Raw genomic sequence first — 24,906 nt, 5'->3', positions numbered from 1 at the left:
TAAGGATAGATATGAAAGCTGTAATTCCAGTAGCAGGCTTAGGGACGAGAATGCTCCCTATGACAAAAGCTATTCCAAAAGAAATGCTCCCTATAGTTGATAAACCTCTAATTCAATATATTGTCAGCGAATGTGTATCTGCCGGTATTAAAGATATTGTATTAGTTACACACAGCTCTAAAAATGCAATCGAAAACCATTTTGATACAAGTTACGAGCTAGAAGCTACTCTTGAAAAACGTGTTAAACGTGCTTTATTAGATGAGATTCGCTCTATTTGTCCGCCTGATGTCACCATTATGAGTGTACGTCAAGGAGAAGCTAAAGGGCTAGGGCATGCTATTTTGTGTGCTAAGCCAATAGTTGGTGACGATAACTTTGTAGTGCTCCTGCCAGATGTGATACTTGATGCTTATACTGCCGATCAAGAAACTGAAAACTTAGCGGCCATGATTAAACGCTTTAAAGAAACTCAAGCAAGCCAAATAATGCTTGAGCCAGTAGCAAAAGAAGATGTGAGTAAATATGGTATTGCGGATATTAATGGCGTTGAGCTAATGCCAGGTAAAAGTGCTGCAATTAAAGCAATGGTTGAAAAACCTGATGCAGATTTAGCACCTTCAAATCTTGCTGTTGTAGGGCGATATGTACTGAGTAAGAATATTTGGCCTCTACTCGCAAAAACGTCTGTAGGTGCTGGCGGTGAAATACAACTTACAGATTCTATTGACGCATTAATGGCACAAGAAACCGTTGAAGCATTCCATATGAGTGGTCGCTCTCACGATTGCGGAGATAAGTTAGGCTATTTAAAAGCAATTGTAGAGTACAGCATGCGGGATAAAAAGTTAGGTAATGACTTTTCTCGCTTTATAAATGATTTGAATTTACCTTAACTACAGAGCAATAAATTTTATGAAAACTATAGAAGCTAAAATAGTTTTCATAAAATGTAGTGAACGCGGTCTACAAACCTTTGCTAGACTACTCTGAGTTACTAAGTTAGTTACACTTTACCTACACTGTAATAGGTTACGTAGTATGATTGTTACTTATTCTGTATTGATCTTTTAAAGGAACCACCATGATTGAGCAAGGCCAAGAATTACCATCGGTTACGTTAACGCAATTAACTGACGACGGTATGCAATCTCTTACAAATAAAGAGTTGTTTGAAGGTAAAAAAGTCGTGTTATTTGCAGTGCCAGGTGCATTTACACCAACGTGTTCAAATGCACATTTACCTGAATTTATTACTCTTGCTGATAAAATTAAAGCAAAAGGTGTTGATGCTATTTACTGTGTATCTGTTAATGACGCATTTGTTATGCAAGCATGGGGCGACTCGCAAAACGCGCAAGAAATTACAATGCTTGCCGATGGCGATGGAAGTTTCACTAAATCGTTAGGGCTTGATAAAGATACCGCTAGTTTTGGTGGTTTACGTTCAACGCGTTACGCTATGATTGTTGAAAATGCAGTAGTAACTGGTTTATTTGTAGAGCAAGACAAAGAGTTTGTTGTAAGCCGCGCAGAATCAGTACTAGAGAAGCTATAACAGTAATAAAGTGTAGGTTCTAGCTTTAATTAATCAGCTACTTACTATTTAAAAACCGATGTTGGAAACAACATCGGTTTTTTATTTACGGCTCAAACTTTAAATTACGGTTGGTATTGTCCGCTAAGTGTTAAACCAGAGAAAGTGCTATAAGCGTTAACGCTCAAGTGCCAAGTACCTGCTTGTGGATTGGTAAATGTACATGTTTCTGCGTTGCCATTTTTATAAGGGCGACAATCGTACGTAGTGGTTGTTGGTTGGCTGCCATATTTTACAAATAAGTCTGCATCGCCACTTCCACCCGACGTTGTTACTGTAAACGTACTCATTCCTGAAGGTACATCTAACGTGTAATGTTTCCACTGACCAGTATTGGCTGTCACATCGCTTATAGTGCCGCCGCCAGCTTGTGGAGTGCCTGTACCGCCACCAGACGATGAACCACCAGTAATATTACCTACCAAGCTCACAGCTGAATACGCAGAGTAGCCGTTAAGCATTACGTGGTAAGTTCCCGCTGTAGGGTTATCAATAGAACACTCTTCGCTATTACCGCCTTTATAAGGGCGACAGTCATAGGTAGTAGTTGTAGGTTTACTGCCCGCACGTACGTATAAATCAGCATCACCAGTACCACCACTCATAGTGAATGTTACGTTAGTTGCACCGCTTGGTACGGTCATAGTGTAAAACGCTTGTGCATTTGCAGCCCCACTTAAACCTGTTTTAGCTTCACCATTAATAAGCTCGCTATCACCGCCTGTAGGCGGAGTAGTGCCGCCACTTGCTGCTGCAACAGCTGCGGCTGCATCAACAATACCCGTACCACAGCTAGTACATGTAGCAGGGAACGAACGGGTTGTTGATTTTAAAATACTTTCTATTTCGTCAGGCGTTGCATCTGGTTTTGCTTGCTTAATAAGTGCCGCAACACCTGCTACGTGAGGCGCAGCCATTGATGTACCTTGCGAATAACCGTAGCTGTCGCTTAAAGGTGTAGACGAACCTGAGTTATAAGTTGATAAAATACCTTCAGAGTCGTTTGCAAAACTTTGTGCGCCACCTGGCGCTGCAACATCAATATTGCTACCGTAGTTTGAGTAATAAGCTCGGCCGCCGTTACGACCCACTGATGCTACGTTTACTACACCATTACAGTTGCCAGGGTTATAGTTTGCTGAGTTATCGTTATCGTTACCCGCAGCAATAACAACCACAGTGCCGTTGCCACGTGCAGTGTTAATTGCATTTTGAGTTGTAGAGCTACATGAACCGCTGCCACCTAAACTCATGTTAATTACATCTGCAGGGTTTGAGTTAGCTGGAATGCCTGAAACACTTCCACCAGATGCCCAAATAATACCGTCTGCAATATCTGAGGTTAAACCACCACACTTACCAAGTACACGAACAGGCACTACTTTTGCGTTATAAGCTACGCCTGCAACGCCTTCGCCGTTATTGGTTACCGCAGCAACTGTGCCGGCTACATGTGTACCATGCCAGCTAGAGTTTTGTGCACCGTTAGTGCCACACTCATTTGCTGCAACAGCATCACCAGGATCACGTGCATCGCTATCGCGACCACCGCCATCGTTAGCTACCGATAGGTTAGAGATCATATCGTAACCCGGTAAAATATTAGCATTTAAATCAGCATGTGGGCGGTAACCTGTATCTAGTACAGCTACAACTACACCGCTACCCGTTGCGGTATCCCATGCAGTAGGTAAGTTTAAACCACCGGCTTGCTCGTAGTAGTGCCATTGGTCATCAAAGCGAGGGTCGTTAGGAGTTGAAAACGGCTTTAACATTTGATCCACTTCAATGTATTCAACATTGCCTGAATCAACCATTTCTTGCATAAACTCTTGGGCCTCTGCCGCACTTAATTTTTTATCAGCACGCATTACGTGGTGGTTATTAAGTGCCATTGCACGAATATATTTTGCTTTTACTTTGCCTTTTTTAGAAGCGAAGTTTTTAACAAAGCTCTGTGCGCGCTTTTTCATGCTAGACGGGTTTGCGTCAGCAGTTGAAAAGCTCGCCATTTCGTTATTATTTTTATATTTAATAATGAACTGAGTTTCGAAACTGCCTTGGCTTTGTAGTTTAGCCGATGTTTCAGCCATTGAACTTGAAACTGATTGAGCCATGCCAGATGTTGCTGCAAAAAGCGTACTAACTGTAATTGCAATTGCGCATCTTTTAAAAGTTTTACTAGTTGTCATAATTATCCCTAGATTTTTATTTATTATTTCGTGATATAAGATCACGATGCGGGAACAAAAGTAAACGATCTGTTAACTAGGTTAAAATATCAATTTATTATGTACCTCTTTCATTTAGTTATAACCCAGGTTTTTAGCGGTTTACTCGTTGTTTAGTATTTGTCATATAAATTAAAAATAAGCATAAAGGGTTGTTTTATTGTGGGGGTAATTATTCCCTACTTATTACTGATGCGTTTTTGTTGTGTTATTACTAATAATTCAAATGCTGCGTTGTTAGCTATTAAACTTTGCTATAATCGAGCAAATTTTTTAATGAGATAAATAAATGACCCAAGTAGATGTAATTGTAATAGGTGCGGGAGCAGCAGGATTAATGTGTGCAGCGCAAGCTGGATACCGTGGCCGAAGCGTTACAGTACTTGATATGGGGAAAAAACCAGGTCGTAAAATTTTAATAAGTGGTGGTGGGCGTTGCAATTTTACAAATGAAAATGCAACCCCGGATAACTACTTATGCACAAACTCTCATTTTGTTAAATCATGCTTAAGTCGCTATACACAGCATGACTTTATTGAGCTGGTGGACAGGCATGGCTTGGCGTATCACCATAAAACACTAGGCCAGCTTTTTTGCGATAACAATGCACAAGACATTGTTGATATTTTACTAACCGAATGTGAGTGGGCCGGAGTAAATATAAAGCTACGCAGTGAAGTGATCAGCGTATCAAAAACCGAAACCGGCTATAGCGTTACCACAGAGCAAGAAACCTTAAGCTGTGAGTCGTTAGTTATAGCATCAGGTGGCTTAACCATGCCAAAACTAGGGGCTACACCAATAGGTTATAAAATTGCAGAGCAGTTTGGCTTAAGCGTGTTACCAACTATGGCTGCACTTGTGCCGTTTACTCTGCATCAGCATGATAAAGAGCGTTTTGAAGGGCTTTCGGGAATTAGTATTCCATGTGAAGTTTCAAGCGAAGACGGCACCGTATTTAAAGAAAATATCCTCTTTACTCACCGAGGGTTATCGGGCCCTGCAATATTGCAAATAAGCTCATTTTGGCGAGCAGGGCAGGCTGTCACTATAAACCTGCTACCTGAAATTGATTTAAGGCAGCAACTTGCTGATTGGCGTGAAACACAAGCCCAAAAGTCGTTAAAAAACAGCCTTTCGACTATTTTACCTAAACGCTTTATAGAAATACTGCATGAAAGCAAAGCGATACCAGATTGTAATATTAATCAGCTTACACATGCCCAAATAGATGAGTTAGTAAATTATATTCATGCGTGGCAAATAAAGCCTAATGGGACCGAGGGCTATCGTACTGCTGAGGTAACTTTGGGCGGTGTAGATACCGACGAGTTGAGCTCAAAAACCTTTGAAGCTAAAAAAGCTAAAGGCCTATACTTTATAGGCGAAGTAACTGACGTAACGGGTTGGTTAGGGGGCTACAATTTCCAGTATGCTTGGAGCTGTGGATTTGCTTGTGGGCAGTACGCTTAAGTTTAGGCTATAGACCCATTTAAGTAAGTTGATTGAGCGATAACGGTTGAATCGTTATCGCTAACACATACTTTATTGCGTCCATTATTTTTAGCCTTATATAGCGCAGTATCAGCCCTCTCCAATAGTTTTAGCACTGTATCGTCTTTTTGTATCGTTGCTAACCCAATACTTATAGTAAATGCTATATTTGTAATGCTGTTTTCGGCAATATATTTTCTCAGGTCATCAGCTTTTTTAGCGCTATCATTTAAAGAGGTGTTCGATAAAATAATCGTGAATTCTTCTCCGCCCCATCGCGCAATAAGTGCATCATTTCCCATACGCATTTTTAATATTTTAGAAAATTCAGTGAGTACGTTATCGCCAACTAAATGCCCGTAGGTATCGTTTATATTTTTGAAGTGGTCTATATCGCAAATAAGTAAGCAATGCGGGGTTTTAAAAACGTCATTTTTAGCAATTAACTGTGATAATTCAAAATCAAATTTTTGCCTGTTATAAAGCCCCGTTAACTTATCGGTTTCTGCTAAGTGTTGAATTTCTAAGTTACGGATAGATAATCGAGTGTATGCCGAAAACCGTGTTTTTTCGTAAAATCTAAAAATTAAAATATGAGCAAGACTTACCTCTATAAGATTAAATAAAGAGCCTAAGCCAATTGTTACGGTTTGCTGTTGTTGTAAATACACAAGATACGCACAAATAGTAAAGGCGACTGCACTAAATAGACTTCCCCAGTTTCTTCCAACTAAAAAAAGCTAAAAGGCGGGATTAACGTCGCCCAAAATAAAGAATGCGCATGCCCACCTACAGAAACCACAAACATCATAATTAAGCTAACGACCATAAGGGTAACAGCCCACGCTGCTGCATTTACGTTGGCTGTTTTATTAAACCAAGTATAAATACCTAACGATATAGTAAGTCCTAAGGCATCAATTAAAGCAATGTCATAGCTTTTAAAATAAAAAAGATTGAGGAGTGTTAAAACTAAAAAGTAACATGTAGTTATTAGTAAAGAGTGGGCTATTAAGCGAGTACGCCAAAAATCCTTATGGTCTTTTGGGTATTGTGGAAACTCTTTGTACCAAAAACCTAGCATAATGAACGACTCTTTAACCTCTGAATTTAGTGATTATTACTTATATTAGGCTTTTATTATAGTTTTTTACTTTGATTAAAACGCTTATATACGGTGGTGTTTATAAAAGTTTAAAGATCATTACAGCATTTTTCAAAGGTATGAAGGACTAGGTAGTGACTGATTACTTAAATGTAATATGCCTCGCCTTGATTTAATTGACGCAGAGCTCGCCGTTATCGCTTACGTAGAGCTCTGAATAAATGTTATATCTATTCCTCTATAAATGCCTCGCCTTGTGTCATCCACTTTGCAGCTGGTTTGCCTTTTAAGTAATGATCAAAGTACTGCATCATACGTACTGAAAAATCGACCTGATTAGGAAACTTTTTCAAGTGGTGTGGTTCACCTTCGTATTGTAAAAATGTAGCATCTTTTCCTGCACGGCGCAGAGCTAAGTAGTACTGCACGCTCTCATGCCAAGGTACTGCATCGTCTTTGTCGCCAGACATTATTAAGATAGGCGTATTAACTTTGTCTGCAAAAAATACTGGTGAGTTTTCTATGTACAGCTCTGGTGCTTCAAATAAGTTTTTGCCAATACGGCTTTGCCCTGTTTCGTATTGAAATTGACGAGCAAGGCCTGACTTTAAACGTATGCCACTGTAAGCACTGGTCATGTTTGATACTGGAGCGCCAGATACAACCGCTTTAAACATATCTGTTTGGGTTATCATAAACGCACTTTGATAACCTGCCCAAGAGTGACCTTGTAAGCCTATTTTATCTGGGTCGGCTATGCCTAAATCTATTAATTTTTGGGTGGCGTTTATCATGGTTTGCGTTGACGATTTACCCGGGTGACCTATTTCAAAACGAATATCAGGTAAAAATACCGCATAACCGTTTGAGGTAAACATAGGGAAGTTAGGGCGATGGTTTAATTCCATTTTTGGAAAATCAAACATACGTTGACTCATGTAACGGTAAAAATACACAACCACAGGCACTTTATCGCCTTTTTTATATCCCGCAGGTTTTATTAGGACGCCTTGTAAATCTTCGCCGTCAAAGCCTTTATAGCTTATTAGTTCTGGCTTTTCGCCCCATGCAAAATTACTAATTTGTGGGTTTAGGGTGGTCACTTGTTTTGGTGAACTAAAGCTAAAATCTGTTTGGTAGTAATCAGGAAATTGGCTATAAGTTTGCGAGATAAATAAGTACTTGTCAGCCTTTTTGGCTTTTTTAACCATATCAAAGCGTTTATTACCGCTAAGCACCTTAGTTAGTGTGTTAGTGGTTAAGTCGAGCTTTGCAACTTCGCTTTGTTTAGTTTGTAAGTTAATAGCAGAGACAAGTAATGTATCGCCTTTTTTAAAGCCCACTTGGGTTTTATCAAGCTTAATAACACGGTACTGCGTATTGCTTTGCTTACCATTAGTTAGGCGTTTAGCTTGCTTAGTTTTTACATCAAACGCCCAAATATCGTATTTACTATAAGCAAGCACTTGGCTGCTATCGGTCATCCAACCTGCAAAACCATAACCAGGTTGAGTAGATGGGTAGTCGTGTTTATCATCAGCAAAGGTTGCCTGAATCGCTTTTGTAAGCGGTGTTACTTTATTATTTTTTAAATCTTTTAACTGTATTTGGCTGTCGTTAAAATAAGCCGCAAACTCACCATTAGGGGCAAGGTTCGGTTTAAACGGGTAGTTACTAATAATGGGAGTTTGTTTACCGGTGTTTATATTTACTGCAAAGTAATCAGCAAAAAAACCGTCGTACATTATTTTTTCTAAGTAGGGAATGTTAGATGAGCCAAGTAAAGACACATCTCGCTCAGGGTTTAGTGCAACCTCAGGCATGTTTGGTGTACTAAGTTGCGCAACTTTTTGCGAGTTAACGTGATATACCGCGCTGTAATGGCGGTTTTTATTAACTTCGTTCCATTGCTGTTCTTCACGCGGTTTTATTTGCGCATCGTTGTTGTGCCATACATCTAAACCTTTATGTTCACGTATGGTATCAAAGTCGTACAATGAGGCTTCGTCGGTATATTCTTTGGCTTTTACTTTAGCTGCTAATTTTGGATGGTTTTCAAAATATAAGCGCTCGCCATTTTCTGACCATTTAAGGGATGCTGTTTTACCTAAAACCCAGGTTTTATCAGGTGAGGCTATTGTTGAAAGTTTATCGTTTTTATATAGCTGTAAAGTGTAGCTTCGACGGCGCATGTCATCATTTACATAATTACCTAATGTAAATGCTGCAATATTGTCAGTTGGGTGCCACGCTATTTTATTTGCGATTACGCCTGGTTCATCAATTAATACGCTGCTATTAAAGTCACTTAGCTCAATTAACGCTATTTGGTTGTTATTACCATCGCTGTAACTTTGACTCACTAATAGCTGGCTGTTGGCTGAGTTAATCGCGTAGCTAAATACGTTTTCTATTGTATGGGTGCGTTTATCAGATAAATTTACGATAACAAGCGCATAGCTCTTATCTTTTTTATCGGGCGTGATAGCGTTGTCTACTTCGTTTTTAGCGCTATCGGTTTTATCGTCTACTTTTGCGTCATCGTCTTTTTTATTCAAACGATAAACAAGCCACATACCGTCATCAGATAACGTGTAATCTTTTACATCAGCAAAGCTTTGTTGGGCACCTGATTGTGTGTTTACGAGTACCAGATTGTTTTTAAGTGTGTCTTTTTTTTTGGTTGTTTCTTTTTCAAGTAAGGTAGGTACTTGTGTAAAAGCGACCCAGTTAGCGGCTTTATTAATATGAGGCTTAGTGCCGCGCTCTACTTCTGCGATGAGAGTATTGCTTTGTAGTGAGTAAACTTGGCCAGTTGCATTTCCACGATACGGCGTTGCACTAAAAGTGAGTACTTGGCCATTGTCAGATAGTTGTGTGCTTTTAGCTGATTTAAAACTAAATACGTCTTTAAATTGTAGCGATTCTTTGGCGTATATGCCGGTGCTAGTTAAGCTGGCAACGAGTGCCGTGCTTAATAAGGTGAGTTTTGTTTTCATTATTGATTCTCGTATTATGACATTGTTTCATTGTAACGAGTTTGGCTCACAATTCGAGCGGATCAGATAAATGGCAGCTACATACGACAAAACGACCCGTAGGTCGTTTTTTGGTATTTAATTTATTAATTTAGCAAACATTACAGCCAAATTTTTTGTAGCTCAAGCCATTGTTTTTCAAATTGAACACTTGGCTTTGCTTTAAAGTCGCTACGTACAAACTGATTCATTTTGCCTTCAACGTAGGCAAGTAAAAAGTTTGCAAGTGTAAGCTCATCACTTTGAAAGTTTTTACCTTCACGTAATTTACGCTCACGAAGTACTTGTTTAAACTGAGTTTCTAGTTTTTCAAACAAGCTTTGTACCCGCTCGCGTAAACGTTCCTGCTCACCTTGCAGAGCATCGCCAGTTAAAATACGAGTAATGCCTGGATTTTTTTCAGCAAAGGTTAGAAGTAATAATAGAATGTTATAAATGCGCGTTTGGCTTTCTTTTTCGTTTTCAATAATAATATTTATACGAGATAAAAGGGTATCTTCAATAAACTCAATTAAGCCCTCAAACATACGCGCTTTGCTCGGAAAATGACGGTATAGCGCGGCTTCAGACACACCCACCTCAGCAGCTAGTTTTGCTGTGGTGATACGTTGTCCTAAATTAGTTTCTAACATTTGTGCGAGTGCTTGCAGTATTTGCTCTTTGCGATTACTTCTTTTTGTCGCAGGCATGAACATTCCTTTTTATTAGTTATTCTTAGTGGCGCAGTTAAGAACCCTAGTCATTTTTTGTTCAAATGATTGGCGTATGTTAATGTTTTATTCAGTTTGTTTCCAGCCTTTTTATAGATGTTTAGCCAGCTGTTCGATCACCTTGCGAGCTATTTCTATTTTACTTGTAGTTGGTAATTCTAGTTGTTCGTTATGCCAGTACAGTGTTAAAGCATTATGATCGGAATTAAACCCTAAGCCACTTTTTGATACGTCATTAGCGCAAATCATATCTAGATTTTTATTCTTTAGTTTACCTTTAGCATAGCTTTCTACATTTTGAGTTTCGGCGGCAAACCCCACAGTATAAGGACGGTTTTGTTTAAGATTGGCAATAGCTGCAATTACGTCAGGGTTTTTAGTTAAAGTAAGAGTGAGTTCGTCGCCTTGCTTTTTCATTTTTTGAGTCGCAATGTTTGCAGCTCGATAATCCGCAACAGCAGCGCAACCTATAAAAGCATCTGATTGTGGTGCATAGGTAAGTGACTCAGTTAATAGCTCCTCAGCGCTTTCTATATTGATAAGGTTTACGCCAGTAGGGGCTTTTATAGTGACCGGACCCGAAATTAAATTAACCTTAGCACCGAGTTGCAACGCGGCTTCTGCCAGTGCATAGCCCATTTTTCCAGAGCTGTGATTTGATATAAAACGTACCGGGTCGAGAGGCTCACGCGTTGGGCCTGCTGTTATTGTAATTGTTTTTCCTGCAAGTAATTGCGGTTGCTCTTTTGCTATACATAGCGCAACTAGCTCATGAGGCTCTAACATGCGTCCAGCGCCTATATCACCACACGCTTGCTCACCTTTACCCGGGCCCCAAATAAGTACGTTACGTGCTTTTAATGTGGCTAAATTAGCTTGTGTTGCTGCGTGTGCATACATTTGCTGGTTCATGGCTGGTGCAACTGCGACTTTTGCAGGCGTTGCTAGCAGTAACGTCGTTAGTAGGTCGTCAGCAATGCCGGCTGCCATTTTAGCAATAATATTACACGTCGCTGGAGCAACTAAAATTAAGTCAGCCCATTTTGCAAATTCAATATGCCCCATTGAAGCTTCAGCAGAAGGGTCTAGTAATGAGTCAGAGACTATTTCCCCACTAACGGCTTGCATGGTCAGTGGTGTAATAAAGTGTTTAGCTGATTCAGTCATAACTACTTTTACTTCACAACCAGAGTCTTTTAATCGCCTAACGAGTTCTGCACATTTATAAGCTGCAATACCGCCGGTAATACCTAGTACAATTTTTTTGTTTGTTAAGTTAGTCATGGATGTTCATCAGCTTTTATTAAATATTGGGCTTAAAATAACAAATCTTTACCCATACAGCGAAGTTTTTTAATTCGAAATAACAGGCTAAATTTCAAATTTGCATTACATTTATAAGACACTTTCGCCTCTCAAGGATGAATAATGCAACTGACTTCACTACCAAACTCACTTCGACCTCGTGAAAAGCTCATAGCAAAGGGAGCTAAGGCGCTGACTGACGCAGAGCTTCTTGCCATATTTTTACGAACAGGGTTACCGGGAATGAATGTAATTGAGTTGGCTCAGCATTTATTAAACGAGAATAAAACACTTCATAATTTGTTTAATGCCAGCATTGAGGAGTTTTGCTCTCAAAAGGGGTTAGGGACCGCTAAGTATGTTCAGCTACAAGCTGTGTTAGAGCTAAGCCAACGTTATATGCAGGAGCGTTGCCAACGAGACGCCGTGTTTAATTCGCCAAACTCAGTTTACGATTACCTAACAATTCAAATGCGAGGTTTGCAACAAGAAGTATTTATGGTGTTATATCTGGATAGCCAAAATAGATTAGTAAAAGATGAAATACTTTTTTATGGCACAATTAATTCTGCCAGCGTTTATCCGCGTGAAGTGGTAAAGGCTGCCCTTAAAAATAATGCAGCCGCTGTTATTTTTGCGCATAATCATCCAAGTGGTATTGCAGAACCGAGCCAAGCAGACAAACTTATTACTAATAAATTGCAGCAAGCACTGCAATTGGTCGACATAAGTGTGCTCGATCACATCATTGTTGGTGGAGAAACGTGTGTTTCGTTTGCCGAGCGAGGCCTGATTTAGCTTTGTTAGATACAGAAGTGTGTTAAAAATGAGCTGTTTAACGTGTTTTGGCAAATTAGTTTAATTTAAATGCAGTTTTTACTTTCCCTAAGGGCATTCGATCTTTATAATTAGCCGCTATCAAATTTACATATATGAGCTGATTGGATAGATCAGTGTTTGATCTTTGCCTGTAAAAGCTGTATAAAGAGCGCCCTTCGATTTATCTCTAGGGCGGAAATACACGGCCTTAGATTAAATTAAGCTCGAGCGAAGTTATTGGAGATATATAGACATGTCTAAAGTATGTCAAGTTACAGGTAAGCGTCCTGCGGTTGGTAATCACCGTTCACACGCGAGAAACGCGACTAGACGTCGTTTCCTACCTAACCTACAAACACACCGTTTTTGGGTTGAAAGTGAAAAACGTTTTGTAACATTACGCACTACTACTAAAGGTATGCGTATTATCGATAAAAAAGGCATCGACACGGTTCTTACAGAAATCCGTGCTCGCGGCGTTAAAGTTTAAGGATCTGAATCATGCGCGATAAAATCCGTTTAGTTTCAACTGCCGGTACTGGTTTTTTCTACACTACTGACAAAAACAAACGTAACATGCCTGAGAAGATGGAAATCAAAAAGTTTGATCCAAAGATTCGTAAACATGTTCTTTTTAAAGAAGCTAAAATTAAGTAATTTTAGTTCTTTTAGAATTTAAAAACCCAGCTTAGGCTGGGTTTTTTGTTTTTTAAAATATGATTAGTGAATTGATATAAAAAAAACCTCGTTGGCATAACCAACAAGGCTTTTAAATAAAAAAACGTTATACCAATAGCATTAAATTAGTGAGCTATTTAATGCGATAAAATAATCATGTTTTTAATAAAATTGGTATCATTAGATTTTTGTGAATGCATCTTGTAGTGGTGGTACTACTTGCTTTTTACGGCTCAGTACACCCTCTAACCATACTTTATCATTTTCTGGTTTTACACCGTAAGCCTGCTCAACTAAGTTTGCATCGTCAGATACAATTAGCATTTCTGAGCCTTCTTTCATTATATCGGTAAGCAGTAAAAATACCGAGTGGCGGTTGCCCTCAACTTTAAGCTTAGCAATATCGGCTGCAAGGTCTGCTTTAATATCGTCAAAAACAGCAAGGTCGATTACTTCTAGCTGGCCAATGCCTACTAGGTTACCGTTCATGTTGAAGTCTTTAAAGTCACGCATTACTAAATCACGTGCTGGTGTGTCTTCTACCGCAGATTTAACGCGGAACATATCCATACCCAATTCTTTAAAGTCCTCGATACCTGCAATTTCAGCAAGCGCTTCAACACATTTAATATCGGCAGTGGTACATGTTGGTGATTTAAATATGACAGTGTCGCTTAAAATTGCACACATCATAATACCCGCGATGTCTTTAGGGATTTCTACGCTGTAGAAGTCGTACATCATTTTAATAATAGTGTTTGAACAACCAACAGGACGAATCCAGCATTCAAGCGGAGTAGATGATGTTAAGTCACCTAATTTGTGGTGATCTACCACGCCAACAACGCGAGCTTGGTCGATATCATCGGGTGCTTGTGTTTTTTCTGTGTGATCTACAATATACACATCTTCACCCGCGTAGCTTAATTTAAGCTCTGGTGCTTCGAAGCCAAATTTATCAAGGATAAATTGAGTTTCAGGTGAAATTTCACCAAGACGAGTTGGAATTGCAGGCTCATCGATTTGGTTTTTTAAATAAGCCAGTGCAATTGCACCACAAATAGAATCTGAATCTGGGATTTTATGGCCCACTACATACATAGACATTGACGGAACTCCTTTAAATTTGCCGATATTCTAACAAAGTCTGCGGCCTTTAACATATAGACAGCGCAATTAAGTTTTAGTTACACTTTAAAATCTTGAATTTACTAGGTGTATTAATATGCGACTGGGCCGTAAAGGTTGGAACAACGTTATAATATTTTCGATGTTGATTATGATCTTCTTCTTAAATGGCTGGCATAAGCAACTTTTTGGAGGGGAGGATAAACCAACATTACAAGCCGTACTCCCCCAGCAAAGTTTTGTACTGACACTGCAATTTGTTGATCAAAAAATTGAGCGAATAGGAACAAGCTGGCGTACAACCCCACTACAAAAAGACATACCGCTTGTGTGGCAAGCATCTGAGCAGCAACTTAGTGATTTAATTAACCAATGGCAAAGCGCGCAGTTAATGGGCGTTAACGAATCTGTTGTTTTTAATCCTAATGAGCCTTTATATGTTGCTACATTTGAGTTGGCTGGCGAGAGTTTACCTTGGGTTTATTTGCTTTATAAAGGCGATGGGCAATATTACTTACTCGAAAAGAGTAGCCAACGAATACTCGCACTCGATTTAAAAACTGCACAGCAGTTATTTCCTAGTTTTGATTTTTCACAAAGTGAGTCTAATTAATGCCTGAATTACCAGAGGTAGAAGTGAGCCGAATGGGCATCACTCCCCACGTACAAAACCAAGTAGTTACTAAGGTAAATATTTACAATGCCAGTATGCGCTGGCCAGTGCCTGATGACGTGTATCAGCTTGAAGGGCTAATTGTTACTAGTATTGAACGACGAGCTAAATATTTACTTTTACACTGCGAACTGGGCAGCACTATTTTACACTTGGGTATGTCGGGTAATTTACGTGTTGTAGAAAAAAATGAGCCGCTTAAAAAACATGACCATGTTGAGTTTATTTTTGGCAACGGTAAAGCACTGCGCTTAAACGATCCTCGTCGCTTTGGTTGCTGCTTATGGCAAGAGCGAGGTGAAGTGCATAAGCTACTCTCTAAGCTTGGCCCTGAGCCGCTTACCGATGATTTTTTTGCTAAACGCGTGTACGAACAGTCGCGCAATAAAAAAGTACCCGTAAAGCAATTTATTATGGATAACGCAGTGGTGGTTGGTGTTGGTAATATTTACGCGAATGAATCGTTATTTAAAGCGGGTATACATCCAAAGCGAGAAGCGGGAAAAGTATCGCTCAAACGTTATCAAGCACTTATCCCTATTATAAAAGACACGCTTGCTGCGGCTATAATACAAGGTGGTACAACGCTTAAAGACTTTGCACAAAGTGATGGTAAGCCAGGGTATTTTGCTCAAGAGTTATTAGTATATGGGCGCAAAGGCAAGCCATGTATGACGTGTGAAAACGAATTGGAAGAAATTAGATTGGGGCAGCGCAGTACTATTTTTTGCTCAAATTGCCAAAAGTAGCTATCTAGTTATCTAGTTATCTAGTTATTTGAATATTTAGTTGTGTAAATTTTATCGATTCTAAATTTAATGATATTTAAGGGCCAGCTTTAAAAGCTGGCCCTTTATTTTAAAGCTCGAACGGTGCTACACCGACCGCTTTCATTTTATATCCTACCTGCGCTATTTCACCCGCCCATGTTTGTGTACTTATTATTCCAGTTACAACAATTGCGTCGTATAGGCTATCTATTGGTACTCCACCTTTAATTGTTACATGGACTATTTGATTTGGCGGTGGTGGTGGTACGTGTATACAGGCGCCAAAATAAGGAACGAGTAAAAACTCGGTAATTACTTCGCTATCGCCCTCAAGTGGTACAACAAAACCGGGCAAACTCACCGATTGGCCATCAAGTGCTTTTACTACTGGTGCATCTAAATCGGGTTGCACCCAGTTTTGATCACTACCTTCGTGATTAGCTTGTGCTTGAGTGTCTATTTGCACGTGGTTTTTAGGGATTAAGTCTTCCCAAAAAATTTCTTTTGGTGGATTGGCACTGCTTATAAAGCTTATAAATAATAAGCTAATACACAAGCTGTAATTAACTGCTGTTTTAAAAAATGTCATAGAGTACCTAAAAATTATGCTTTTATACTCATGCCATCGCTGAGTGAATAAAAATAAGCGCGAGTAGCGGGTATTAAGCCAATAATAAAACCAGCTGCCATAATAACGCCGATTAAGCCCAGTTCATAGTAAGAGAGTATTGTGATATTTACGCTTATACCGGCATGACTTTGTAAGTAACCGCCGGCTGAAAAAATAACTAAATAGTAAAGCGCACTACCTACTAGGCAACCAAGCAAAGTGGTCAGTAGTGACTCAATACTTATAAGTGTAAATAAATGCCAAGGGCGAGCGCCTACCGAACGTAATATAGCAAGTTCGCGACGACGCTGACTTAAATTTGCAAGCAATGTCGTTAGCATGCCAAGTAGGCTTACTAACACGACAACAGCTGAGAATAGTAACAGTATTTTTTCTACTATGGCGAGCATTTCCCATAACTCTTTAAGTGTTACGGTTGGCATAATCCCAAGCAGGGCTTCTGGCTTATATTGATTTATATTGCGCCTAATTTGTAGTGTGTACAAAGGCGAATTAAATCCCATTAAAAATGCTGTAATTTGTTTAGGATGACCTGTTAAATCATTATGCTTTTCGTGTTCAGCGTGTTCAGCGTGTTCAGCGTGTTCAGCGTGTTCAGCGTGTTCAGCGTGTTCAGCGTGTTCAGCGTGTTCAGCGTGAGCTGGACTTGAACCGCCGTGAATTAAATCGATTGCAGCCAAAGGAATATGCAGCGTTTTATCAACAGGCGTGCCTGTTGGGTTTAAAATACCAACGACTTTAAATGGGTTATCATCATGATGATGAAAACTGGTATTACCCATACCGTGCGATATAACAATAGAGTCGTTAAGTTTATAACCTAATTTATTTGCAACTTCACTACCTAGCACCACATCGTTAATTGCAGCAAAAGGGTGGCCTTTGTTAAAGGTTAAATTTTGTTTTTTTGCAAAGCGATAATGGCTAAAGTAATCAAGTGTTGTGCCTAGTACCGCTTGGCCTTTATGGCTGTCGCCTAGGCTTATGGGTATGCTCCATTTTACGCCTCGCTGACTTGTTATGTATTCATAGCTTTTCCAGCTTACGCCGTTATTAGTATGGCCAATTCTAAATACTGACGAAAGCAGCAACTGTATGTCGCCGGTACGTGCACCCACAATTAAATCAGTGCCCGAAATAGTATTACTAAAACTACTTTTAGCATCAATTCGTACACGTTCAATACTTAAAAGTAGCATTACGCTAATTGCGATAGTAAATAGTGTTAATAGTACACTTGCGCGGCGATTTAATAAGCTTTTGTAAGCAAGTTTAGCGAGAATCATACTTGTTCCTGCAAACTTATAAGGTCAATAGAGCGGTCAAATAAAGGCTTTAGTGTTTCATCGTGGCTCACAAATACCAGCGTACTATTAGATAACGTTGCCTGCTCAAACAGTAACTTTATAAAGCTTTCACGGTTATTTGTATCGAGTGCGGAGGTGGGCTCATCAGCAATTATTAATTCAGGGCTGCCTATAAATGCGCGAGCTGCAGCAACGCGCTGTTGCTGTCCAATACTCAATGTCGCTACATCTTTATGGTGATACTGCACAGTAAGACCTAAAGCATTTAATAGCTGCATCGCTTCTTTTTGTAAGGCAGAGTTTTTATTTGATGATTGCTTTAATGTTTTTTGTTTTCGGCTTTTTGAAAACTCACACCCAAGCGTTATATTTTCAATAGGAGTTAAATAAGGAAGCAGGTTAAAGTTTTGAAAAATATAGCCAATATGGTCGGCTCTAAATGCATCGCGGGCAGTATTACTTAGCGTACTGAGGTTTTGATTTAAAATTGATACCTCACCGCTGGTAGCGGTATTAATACCAGCAAGAATCGCTAATAATGTCGATTTACCAGAGCCACTAGGGCCATGTAAAAAAATACGCTCACCTTTTTCAATAACTAGCTCTTTTATGTTGAGCGTGGGTGAGCTATCGCTTTTATGCCATTTAAAAGTAACGTTTTTTAGATTTATCATTATCTGGTTACCAACCCCAGTAGTTTAGATCTTTACGCATTTTAAGCTGTCTTATTATATTTAGTGGTTTGGATTTTAGTTTATCGTTACTTTGTAAAAATTCATTAGCTGCATTTAATACGCGCTGGCTAGATTGACCATCGGTATACGGATGAAGTTCTTGGCAATAGCTTTCTATGTTTTGCATTAAATCACTAGGTTTAGTAAGCGCATGTTCAATAGCTGCTTCTACTTCATCAGCGTCGGTAATATCGAGTAAATGAGGAAGTGGTTTTTGATTACAAAACGTGACTACCGGTTTACGTAGTAGTAAGAACATTAAAAGAACTGACGATGTATCGCACAGCATAACATCGGCTGCTTGGAGTAACGGCAATACATTATCGGTTTCAATAAATGTTAGATTTTCGTTACTCAGCGCTTTGTATTTATTAACCCATTCGGCAGGCATTTTAGGATGAAATTGCATCAAAATACGCCACTTACCTTGTTCACTAAAATGTTTTATTTGCTCATATAATTTAGGAGCAAGTGACAGCTTTCGTGAGAAAGTAGAGCATATAAGTAAAGTAGGGCGAGAGTCGTCACTTATATAAGGGTTATTTAAGGTATCGTTAAAAAGCGGATCGAGTGTTGGCCAGCCAGTTTCAGTTACTTTAAAGAAACCATGCTGCTTAGCTAGCTCTTTAAATCGGGTTGTTGTATTTGGACCTTGCGTACAATATAAATCGTAACAACCACGAATGTTAAAGTGATCCTCTTGCCCTTTCCGATTTAATTTTCCTGAATTGAACCCGTGAAATACAGCCACTTTTTTACCAGGAATAAAATTAGGAATTATATTGCCTGGTATAAATGTAATGTTTGGAGCCCAGCTTTTAACATGTTTAATTGTATCTAAACGCTGCTCGTTTGCGGCTAAAAAGTTGGGGTTTACTTCGCTACCAGCTAAAAACCAGCGTACTTCACCACCATTAGCTAATATTGCAGCCTGCAAAGGTCTCAAAATAGCGTACGAGTAATTTTGAGAAATATACATCAAGTATTTTTTATTTTTAGTGGCAGTTAAGTAGTTCAAGCTATCTCCTCAGGCTGGTTAGCACATTAAGTTTACCCCATTGCGACTCGCTTATAAATATATGCCTTTATTTGTTTTAAGCATCCGATTGAGCTTTGAGGTTGGCTAGATTATTATACAGCTCATATAACCCCATACCATACTTTGCTCAAAGAGCATCCCTAACCCCGGAGATAGCATGACTAGCTATAAAGTTTTAGACGTAAACGATGATTTACCCATTCGTACCAAAGGTGAAGTACACAGCGGTAAAGTTCGTTCAGTTTATTGGTTAACTGATGAAGACAGCGCACGATTAATTAAAGACAAAGGCTACCAAGTACCGACAGGTACTGAGCTTGCTATTATGGTTATTTCAGACCGAATCTCTGCATTTGATTGCATTTGGCAAGGTGAAAATGGTTTAAATGGCGTACCAGGTAAAGGTATAGCGTTAAATTCAGTGGCAGCCCATTGGTTTAAGTTATTTGATAAAGCAGGCCTTGCGGGTAATCATATTGTTGATATTCCGCATCCGTATGTGTGGATTGTACGCAAAGCCAGTACAGTAAAAGTAGAGGCAATTGCTCGCCAATATATTACGGGTAGCATGTGGCGCGATTACGCCAAAGGCATACGTAATTTTTGTGGTATTGATTTACCAGAGGGCTTAAAAGCCAATCAAAAACTTGATAACGTTTTAATTACGCCATCAACAAAAGGTATTATTGAAGGTGTTGCCGATATTCCGGCCGTTGATGATGTAAATATTACCCGCGCTAACATTACTAATAATTTAGATGTATTTAACTTTAAATCGGCAGATGACGTAACCAAATACGAAAAACTGTTAGTTGAAGGTTTTAAATTAATTAGTGATGAATTAGCGAAGCTTGACCAGATTTTTGTAGATACAAAATTTGAGTTTGGTTATGTAGAGGATTTAAATGGCGCGCAACAGCTTATTTATATTGATGAAGTAGGCACGCCAGATTCATCACGTATTTGGGATGAATCTGCTTATCAAGACGGTAAAATTGTTGAAAATTCTAAAGAAGGCTTTCGCCAATTACTTATTAATAATGTGCCAGAGAGCGACGTATTATTAAATAAAGATCGCATGAATGAGCGTGAGCAGTTAGCTAAAGATTATATTTTACCAGAATCAGTAATGCTTGAAGTGTCAAATACCTATGTTGGCATAGCGAGCAAAATTGTGGGTGAAGATATTGTGATCCCTGAAGATCCTCGCCAAGAAGTAATTACTATTTTAGATAACGATTACGGATTAATTGTTAAATAGCAGCACTTAAGTGCTAACAAAGCCAGTAACTAAGTCTTTATTTTTAGTTACTGGGCTATAATTCTTGCAATTAGTGCTCGTCTCTAATTAACTTAACCTAACATTAATATTTAGGTGTTGTTATGTTTGAACGGGCATTGCAAAAATTTGTAAAAAGCAGTTACTTTTTAGCTATAGGTTTGTTTTTTAGTCAGTTTGCTTTAAGTGCTAATATTGATTTAGTAATACAAGATCAACACGGCCAAAAGTTATCAGGTGCAGTGGTTGAGCTTAATATTGCTGACAAGCAGGCCACACCATCAAATTTGCCCATTGCTATAATGGATCAAGTTCATAAGCAGTTTTTACCCGAATTATTAGTTGTACAACAGGGTCAAAAAGTTAACTTTCCTAACAGCGATAATATTCGCCATCATGTTTATTCTTTTTCACAAGCTAAGCCTTTTCAACTAAGATTATATTCAGGTCAACCAAAAGAGCCGATTACGTTTGAGCAGCAAGGTGTTGTTGTTTTAGGGTGTAATATTCATGATTCTATGGTGGGCTATATTTATGTAGCGAGTAGTGAATCCGTATATAAAACAGATAAAAAAGGCCATGTAAGTTTGCCTATAAATACACTACCTGCACAAGTGAGTGTATGGCATCCTTTACAAACAGCGCCATTGGAGAATAAAAAAATGATAACAATTAATTCTCAAAAACAGTTACAGATAACTGTAAATACATCCTCTCCAGCACCTAGAAACACTTTTGGTAGTAAGTTTAAGGCTGGTAATGACTAATAGTTTACGAAATCGCATAACCATTTTATGTGTTGGCTTAGTGTTATTAACCACTATGGTCAGCTTGTTTAGTTTTTGGTGGTCTACGAGTAAGTTTCAAGAACAAAAAGTAAATCAAGACATTACCGTAGCGCAAAATGTTTATAAGCAATATTTAAAATCAAAAGAAAGCCTACTACTAACCGCAGCAAAAGTACTCACCTCCGACTTTGGTTTTAAGCAAGCTGTAGCAACGCGAGATGCCGGTACAATAAGCAGTGTGCTATTCAACCATAGCCAGCGTATTGATGCTGAATTAATGCTGTTACTTGATTTGTCGGGTAAGTTAATTTCGGCTAATACAAATGAAGATGCTTTTGCACATGACTTAAAACCGCTAATGGAAGAGCTTTTAAGTGCGCCAGAAGAGTCTAGTTTTGTGGTGCTTAATAACGAGCTGTATCAAGTTATTTTATTACCTGTAAAAGCACCGCGAACAGTAGCCTATAGTTTAGTAGGTTTTAAAATTGATGATAATGTAGCTAATGAACTAAAAAGCTTAACAGGCATGGATGTAAGTTTTATAGGCAGTGCTGACGATATTGTTATTAGCTCATTAGCTAATCGCCCTGAGCAATTTGAACCTGTTAGCTATTTTAGTACCGTAACCACATCGCGTTTTTTTGGTGAGTACTTGGTGTATCGTAACCGCGATATAGACCTACCATCGTTATTGACCCATCCCATAATTATTTTACTGAGTGCTGATTTAACACAAAGCTATAATGACTTTGATAAGCTCTTATTTACACTTATTATTTTAGCTATTTTAACTATGTTTGTAGGTGTTATTACGAGCAGCATATTTGCAAATAATTTAACTACGCCACTTACTCAACTAGCTGTAATTGCAAGGCAATTTGCACAAGGTAATTATGCCTTTGAGTTTAAAGGCCAAAGGCAAAGTACCGAAATAGACACGCTAGTCGCAGCGTTTGATAGCATGGGTAATGATATTAATCAGCGCGAGCAACAAATTAGCTTTCAAGCCAGGCACGATTCCCTAACAGGCTTTTATAACCGCTCAGCCATGCTTGAGGTGCTTGATGATGAGTTAGACTCATCAGCCGAGTACACGCTTGTTGCAATAGACATAAAAGGTCTTCGTCATATTAACGACAAGTTAGGCCCGCGCATCGGCGATGACTGTTTAAAAGCGGTTGCTTGCAGAATAAGTGAGTTTTCGGATGAATTAGGGGGCTTTCATGCACGTATTGGTGGCGATGAGTTTTTAACGGTATTTCCGACTGCTGCAGTACGTGAGCAAAAAAGCGGTATTGTGGGTTTAATGGCACAATTACAAGCGTGCTATACAATTCAAACACTTAAAATTAATTTACGCTTCAGTGCGGGTATTGTGCAGTATCCTACGCAAGGCATCGCGAGTGATGACTTAATGCGCCGTGTATTGATCGCAGTAGAAAGTGCAGCCAATAATCAAGAAAGCATACATCACTATCAAAATGGTGAGGACGAAGCGCATTTAGAACGCTTAATAATGCTTGATGAATTAAAGCAGGCAATTAGTGATGACGATGGCCAGTTATTTATGACTTATCAGCCTAAATTACACATGAAAACGCAAAAAATAGATAAAGTTGAGTCACTTATTCGTTGGCAACGAAAAGACGGAAGCTGGGTTAACCCCGAGCTATTTATTGACTTAGCGGAGCAGTCGGGGCTTATCGTTGAGCTAACCGCGTGGGTAGTTAATACGGTTATTGCACAAGTCGCTGATTGGCAATCTAAAAATATAAACTTACAGGCTGCAATAAATGTATCTGCGCAAGATATAGCATTTCCAGGTTTTCATTCCGCATTAGTACGCACACTTAAAAAACACAAAGTAGATCCTAAGTTGATCACTATTGAGCTTACTGAGCGCGATATGATCGAAAACGAAGAGAAAGGCATTAAAGCGCTCGAAAATCTTAAGGCAATTGGCGTTAAAATATCATTAGATGATTATGGTGTAGGGCAAACATCACTTGGTCGATTAAAAATGTTACCTATTGATGAGCTTAAGCTAGATAAGTGCTTTATTTTAAAGCTTGATGAGTCACAAAAAGATCAATTTATAGTGCAATCATCAATTACGCTGGGGCACCAGCTAGGCTTCTCGGTTGTAGCTGAGGGGGTTGAAACGCTTGGCTCGTTAAATCTACTTAAAAGTATGCATTGCGACCATGCACAAGGATATTACCTAAGTAGGCCTCTAAAAGCAGAGCTATTAGAGAGATGGCTAGAGGAATACTATGAAAAAAATTAAATGTTTATTAGCTAGTCTGTTATTAATATTTACTTTACCGAGTGTTGCAAGCAATGGAAAACTGCTAGCTACGCCGGGAGTCTCTCAAATAGAAGGCAGCGGTGGCGGCGGTATTGTGCCATGGGCACAACTTGCTGGGTACGCAAGTGATGATGAATTTTCGGTAAATGGTTTTTGTAGCCGCGCAGATGTAACCGACTACACACTTGATGTATGTGGTGCACAGCTTAATTTATTTAATCGTGTTGAACTGAGCTATGCCCAACAGCGCTTTGATGTACCAGCACTTGATGCTGAAATAGAGCAATCAATTACAGGTGCTAAAATACGTTTATATGGTGATATTGTTTACAGTGATTGGCCACAACTTAGCTTAGGTATTCAGCATAAATCACTGGATGATGGCAGTATTGCAACACTTGTAGGCGCAGAAGATACTAGCGGCACTGACTATTACCTCGCTGCTAGTAAATTACATTTAGGGGCCATTGCTGGTTATAACTGGTTTTGGAACGTAACTACACGATACAGCGAAGCTAATCAACTTGGTTTGCTTGGCTACGGTGGAGAAAATGGTAGTGGTAAAGTGCTATTTGAAGGCAGCACCGCTATATTTTTTAGTCGTGAAGTAGCCGTAGGTGTTGAGTATCGTCAAAAATCAAATAACTTAAACTTAGGCGAACAAGATTGGAAAGACTTATTTGTAGCATGGATGCCTAATAAGCACGTAAGTGTGACAGCGGCTTACCTTGATTTAGGAAGCATTGCAGGGGCTGACGATCAAACAGGTTGGTATTTATCGGTAACAGGGTATTGGTAATGAAAAGCGTTGGTATTTTTATAGTATGCGTAGGATTGCTTTGTAGTTGTGCTAGCTCAACACAATTATCGCTTTATCAAAAGCTCGATGGTAAAGCGGGGATAGGTAGAATTGTTGATAGCTTTATCTATCAAATAGGTAATGACGAGCAGATAATTCATTACTTTGAACACAGCAATATAGCGTACTTTCGCCAAGGGTTTATTACTCATATGTGCATGCTAGTAGAAGGCCCGTGTACATATGATGGCGACTCTATGGTGGCAATTCATACTGGTATGCATATTACAGAGAAAGACTTTAATCATGTGGTTGATTTGCTTATAAATGCAATGAATGAGCAAAATATTAGCCATAGCTTACAAAACGATATTCTCTCTAGAATGGCACCACTTCGTGGTGAAATTATAAAAATGTAATCACTTTGTTTTTGTTATGCTGCTTTCAAGGTAGAATATAAAGAAAAAATAAT

22 protein-coding genes and 1 pseudogene are annotated in these 24,906 nt (G+C 39.0%); 13 read left to right on the top strand and 10 right to left on the bottom strand.

The genetic code is table 11. The annotated features are described in order from the left end of the window. Window positions 1-11: 11 nt before the first annotated feature. Complete coding sequence (gene galU / locus AAEY68_RS01875) at window positions 12-896, top strand: UTP--glucose-1-phosphate uridylyltransferase GalU (protein ID WP_024593607.1); 885 nt, start codon at window positions 12-14, stop codon at window positions 894-896. Window positions 897-1,084: 188 nt separating this feature from the next. Continuing rightward, a complete protein-coding gene (locus tag AAEY68_RS01870; protein ID WP_024593606.1) occupies window positions 1,085-1,558 on the top strand; it encodes a peroxiredoxin in 474 nt (157 codons plus the stop codon). 104 nt (window positions 1,559-1,662) lie between these two features. On the opposite strand, the gene AAEY68_RS01865 is transcribed toward AAEY68_RS01870, so the two are convergent. Beyond that, a complete protein-coding gene (locus tag AAEY68_RS01865) occupies window positions 1,663-3,789 on the bottom strand; it encodes a S8 family peptidase (protein WP_350585406.1) in 2,127 nt (708 codons plus the stop codon). Window positions 3,790-4,117: 328 nt separating this feature from the next. Between AAEY68_RS01865 and AAEY68_RS01860 the strand changes: the two genes are divergently transcribed. Then, window positions 4,118-5,302 (top strand): BaiN/RdsA family NAD(P)/FAD-dependent oxidoreductase, encoded by a 1,185-nt coding sequence (locus tag AAEY68_RS01860; RefSeq protein ID WP_024592809.1) that lies wholly within the window; start codon window positions 4,118-4,120, stop codon window positions 5,300-5,302. A 2-nt stretch (window positions 5,303-5,304) separates the two neighbouring features. On the opposite strand, the pseudogene AAEY68_RS01855 reads toward AAEY68_RS01860, so the two are convergent. The 4 genes and pseudogenes from AAEY68_RS01855 to coaBC all read right to left on the bottom strand — a co-directional run bounded on the left by AAEY68_RS01855 (window position 5,305) and on the right by coaBC (window position 11,460). Then, window positions 5,305-6,407 (bottom strand): annotated as a pseudogene (locus tag AAEY68_RS01855) (GGDEF domain-containing protein). A 251-nt stretch (window positions 6,408-6,658) separates the two neighbouring features. Further along, a complete protein-coding gene (locus tag AAEY68_RS01850) occupies window positions 6,659-9,427 on the bottom strand; it encodes a S9 family peptidase (RefSeq protein WP_024592810.1) in 2,769 nt (922 codons plus the stop codon). Window positions 9,428-9,567: 140 nt separating this feature from the next. Next, complete coding sequence (gene slmA / locus AAEY68_RS01845) at window positions 9,568-10,155, bottom strand: nucleoid occlusion factor SlmA (protein WP_007581932.1); 588 nt, start codon at window positions 10,153-10,155, stop codon at window positions 9,568-9,570. 111 nt (window positions 10,156-10,266) lie between these two features. Next, the gene (gene coaBC / locus AAEY68_RS01840; RefSeq protein ID WP_350585404.1) at window positions 10,267-11,460 is read right to left on the bottom strand and encodes a bifunctional phosphopantothenoylcysteine decarboxylase/phosphopantothenate--cysteine ligase CoaBC; all 1,194 of its coding nucleotides are present in this window, start codon (window positions 11,458-11,460) and stop codon (window positions 10,267-10,269) included. Window positions 11,461-11,604: 144 nt separating this feature from the next. Here coaBC and radC point away from each other — a divergent pair, with 144 nt between their 5' ends. The 3 genes from radC (at window position 11,605) to rpmG (ending at window position 12,957) form a co-directional block, all read left to right on the top strand. Beyond that, window positions 11,605-12,279: a RadC family protein gene (radC, locus tag AAEY68_RS01835; RefSeq protein WP_007581936.1), complete on the top strand. Its 675-nt coding sequence runs from the start codon at window positions 11,605-11,607 to the stop codon at window positions 12,277-12,279. 274 nt (window positions 12,280-12,553) lie between these two features. Then, entirely contained in the window at window positions 12,554-12,790 is a 237-nt protein-coding gene (gene rpmB, locus AAEY68_RS01830; RefSeq protein ID WP_004335549.1) for a 50S ribosomal protein L28, read from the top strand. Window positions 12,791-12,801: 11 nt separating this feature from the next. Then, complete coding sequence (gene rpmG / locus AAEY68_RS01825; protein ID WP_004335545.1) at window positions 12,802-12,957, top strand: 50S ribosomal protein L33; 156 nt, start codon at window positions 12,802-12,804, stop codon at window positions 12,955-12,957. 201 nt (window positions 12,958-13,158) lie between these two features. On the opposite strand, the gene AAEY68_RS01820 is transcribed toward rpmG, so the two are convergent. Next, complete coding sequence (locus AAEY68_RS01820; protein ID WP_024592811.1) at window positions 13,159-14,085, bottom strand: manganese-dependent inorganic pyrophosphatase; 927 nt, start codon at window positions 14,083-14,085, stop codon at window positions 13,159-13,161. Window positions 14,086-14,203: 118 nt separating this feature from the next. Here AAEY68_RS01820 and AAEY68_RS01815 point away from each other — a divergent pair, with 118 nt between their 5' ends. After that, complete coding sequence (locus AAEY68_RS01815) at window positions 14,204-14,719, top strand: hypothetical protein (RefSeq protein WP_024592812.1); 516 nt, start codon at window positions 14,204-14,206, stop codon at window positions 14,717-14,719. Next, entirely contained in the window at window positions 14,719-15,528 is an 810-nt protein-coding gene (mutM, locus tag AAEY68_RS01810; protein ID WP_024592813.1) for a bifunctional DNA-formamidopyrimidine glycosylase/DNA-(apurinic or apyrimidinic site) lyase, read from the top strand. Before AAEY68_RS01815 ends, mutM begins: the two co-directional genes overlap by 1 nt. A 109-nt stretch (window positions 15,529-15,637) precedes the next feature. Here mutM and AAEY68_RS01805 read toward each other — a convergent pair whose 3' ends face one another. The 4 genes from AAEY68_RS01805 to AAEY68_RS01790 are packed head-to-tail and all read right to left on the bottom strand — an operon-like array spanning window position 15,638 to window position 19,239. Further along, window positions 15,638-16,138, bottom strand: coding sequence for a DUF3299 domain-containing protein (locus AAEY68_RS01805; RefSeq protein ID WP_350585403.1), 501 nt, complete (start codon window positions 16,136-16,138; stop codon window positions 15,638-15,640). Window positions 16,139-16,152: 14 nt separating this feature from the next. Next, entirely contained in the window at window positions 16,153-17,466 is a 1,314-nt protein-coding gene (locus AAEY68_RS01800; protein ID WP_350585401.1) for an ABC transporter permease, read from the bottom strand. Next, window positions 17,463-18,161 (bottom strand): ABC transporter ATP-binding protein, encoded by a 699-nt coding sequence (locus AAEY68_RS01795; RefSeq protein WP_024592816.1) that lies wholly within the window; start codon window positions 18,159-18,161, stop codon window positions 17,463-17,465. The genes AAEY68_RS01800 and AAEY68_RS01795 overlap by 4 nt, the downstream gene beginning before the upstream one ends. Before the next feature lie 7 nt (window positions 18,162-18,168). Beyond that, window positions 18,169-19,239 (bottom strand): CDP-glycerol glycerophosphotransferase family protein, encoded by a 1,071-nt coding sequence (locus AAEY68_RS01790; protein ID WP_024592817.1) that lies wholly within the window; start codon window positions 19,237-19,239, stop codon window positions 18,169-18,171. A gap of 178 nt (window positions 19,240-19,417) precedes the next feature. Here AAEY68_RS01790 and AAEY68_RS01785 point away from each other — a divergent pair, with 178 nt between their 5' ends. The 5 genes from AAEY68_RS01785 (at window position 19,418) to AAEY68_RS01765 (ending at window position 24,853) form a co-directional block, all read left to right on the top strand. Beyond that, window positions 19,418-20,521: a phosphoribosylaminoimidazolesuccinocarboxamide synthase gene (locus tag AAEY68_RS01785; RefSeq protein WP_024592818.1), complete on the top strand. Its 1,104-nt coding sequence runs from the start codon at window positions 19,418-19,420 to the stop codon at window positions 20,519-20,521. Between the two features lie 122 nt (window positions 20,522-20,643). Then, window positions 20,644-21,306 carry a methylamine utilization protein gene (locus AAEY68_RS01780; RefSeq protein WP_024592819.1) on the top strand — a complete coding sequence of 221 codons (663 nt, stop codon included), beginning with the start codon at window positions 20,644-20,646 and terminating at the stop codon, window positions 21,304-21,306. Continuing rightward, window positions 21,299-23,614: a bifunctional diguanylate cyclase/phosphodiesterase gene (locus AAEY68_RS01775; protein ID WP_024592820.1), complete on the top strand. Its 2,316-nt coding sequence runs from the start codon at window positions 21,299-21,301 to the stop codon at window positions 23,612-23,614. Before AAEY68_RS01780 ends, AAEY68_RS01775 begins: the two co-directional genes overlap by 8 nt. After that, complete coding sequence (locus AAEY68_RS01770; RefSeq protein ID WP_024592821.1) at window positions 23,601-24,434, top strand: DUF3034 family protein; 834 nt, start codon at window positions 23,601-23,603, stop codon at window positions 24,432-24,434. The genes AAEY68_RS01775 and AAEY68_RS01770 overlap by 14 nt, the downstream gene beginning before the upstream one ends. Then, on the top strand, window positions 24,434-24,853 hold the full coding sequence (locus AAEY68_RS01765; RefSeq protein WP_007581961.1) for a group I truncated hemoglobin: 420 nt from the start codon (window positions 24,434-24,436) through the stop codon (window positions 24,851-24,853). The genes AAEY68_RS01770 and AAEY68_RS01765 overlap by 1 nt, the downstream gene beginning before the upstream one ends. Window positions 24,854-24,906 lie beyond the last annotated feature (53 nt).

The organism is Pseudoalteromonas sp. RB2-MNA-CIBAN-0110, from assembly GCF_040309305.1.
Lineage (GTDB): Bacteria > Pseudomonadota > Gammaproteobacteria > Enterobacterales > Alteromonadaceae > Pseudoalteromonas > Pseudoalteromonas arctica.
This window is presented reverse-complemented; position numbering and strand designations above follow the sequence as displayed.

Coding starts and splice junctions, on each gene's coding strand:
- galU (WP_024593607.1), top strand. CDS start 12: ATGAAAGCTGTAATTCCAGTAGCAGGCTTAGGGACGAGAATGCTCCCT.
- AAEY68_RS01870 (WP_024593606.1), top strand. CDS start 1,085: ATGATTGAGCAAGGCCAAGAATTACCATCGGTTACGTTAACGCAATTA.
- AAEY68_RS01865 (WP_350585406.1), bottom strand. CDS start 3,789: ATGACAACTAGTAAAACTTTTAAAAGATGCGCAATTGCAATTACAGTT.
- AAEY68_RS01860 (WP_024592809.1), top strand. CDS start 4,118: ATGACCCAAGTAGATGTAATTGTAATAGGTGCGGGAGCAGCAGGATTA.
- AAEY68_RS01850 (WP_024592810.1), bottom strand. CDS start 9,427: ATGAAAACAAAACTCACCTTATTAAGCACGGCACTCGTTGCCAGCTTA.
- slmA (WP_007581932.1), bottom strand. CDS start 10,155: ATGCCTGCGACAAAAAGAAGTAATCGCAAAGAGCAAATACTGCAAGCA.
- coaBC (WP_350585404.1), bottom strand. CDS start 11,460: ATGACTAACTTAACAAACAAAAAAATTGTACTAGGTATTACCGGCGGT.
- radC (WP_007581936.1), top strand. CDS start 11,605: ATGCAACTGACTTCACTACCAAACTCACTTCGACCTCGTGAAAAGCTC.
- rpmB (WP_004335549.1), top strand. CDS start 12,554: ATGTCTAAAGTATGTCAAGTTACAGGTAAGCGTCCTGCGGTTGGTAAT.
- rpmG (WP_004335545.1), top strand. CDS start 12,802: ATGCGCGATAAAATCCGTTTAGTTTCAACTGCCGGTACTGGTTTTTTC.
- AAEY68_RS01820 (WP_024592811.1), bottom strand. CDS start 14,085: ATGTCTATGTATGTAGTGGGCCATAAAATCCCAGATTCAGATTCTATT.
- AAEY68_RS01815 (WP_024592812.1), top strand. CDS start 14,204: ATGCGACTGGGCCGTAAAGGTTGGAACAACGTTATAATATTTTCGATG.
- mutM (WP_024592813.1), top strand. CDS start 14,719: ATGCCTGAATTACCAGAGGTAGAAGTGAGCCGAATGGGCATCACTCCC.
- AAEY68_RS01805 (WP_350585403.1), bottom strand. CDS start 16,138: ATGACATTTTTTAAAACAGCAGTTAATTACAGCTTGTGTATTAGCTTA.
- AAEY68_RS01800 (WP_350585401.1), bottom strand. CDS start 17,466: ATGATTCTCGCTAAACTTGCTTACAAAAGCTTATTAAATCGCCGCGCA.
- AAEY68_RS01795 (WP_024592816.1), bottom strand. CDS start 18,161: ATGATAAATCTAAAAAACGTTACTTTTAAATGGCATAAAAGCGATAGC.
- AAEY68_RS01785 (WP_024592818.1), top strand. CDS start 19,418: ATGACTAGCTATAAAGTTTTAGACGTAAACGATGATTTACCCATTCGT.
- AAEY68_RS01780 (WP_024592819.1), top strand. CDS start 20,644: ATGTTTGAACGGGCATTGCAAAAATTTGTAAAAAGCAGTTACTTTTTA.
- AAEY68_RS01775 (WP_024592820.1), top strand. CDS start 21,299: ATGACTAATAGTTTACGAAATCGCATAACCATTTTATGTGTTGGCTTA.
- AAEY68_RS01770 (WP_024592821.1), top strand. CDS start 23,601: ATGAAAAAAATTAAATGTTTATTAGCTAGTCTGTTATTAATATTTACT.
- AAEY68_RS01765 (WP_007581961.1), top strand. CDS start 24,434: ATGAAAAGCGTTGGTATTTTTATAGTATGCGTAGGATTGCTTTGTAGT.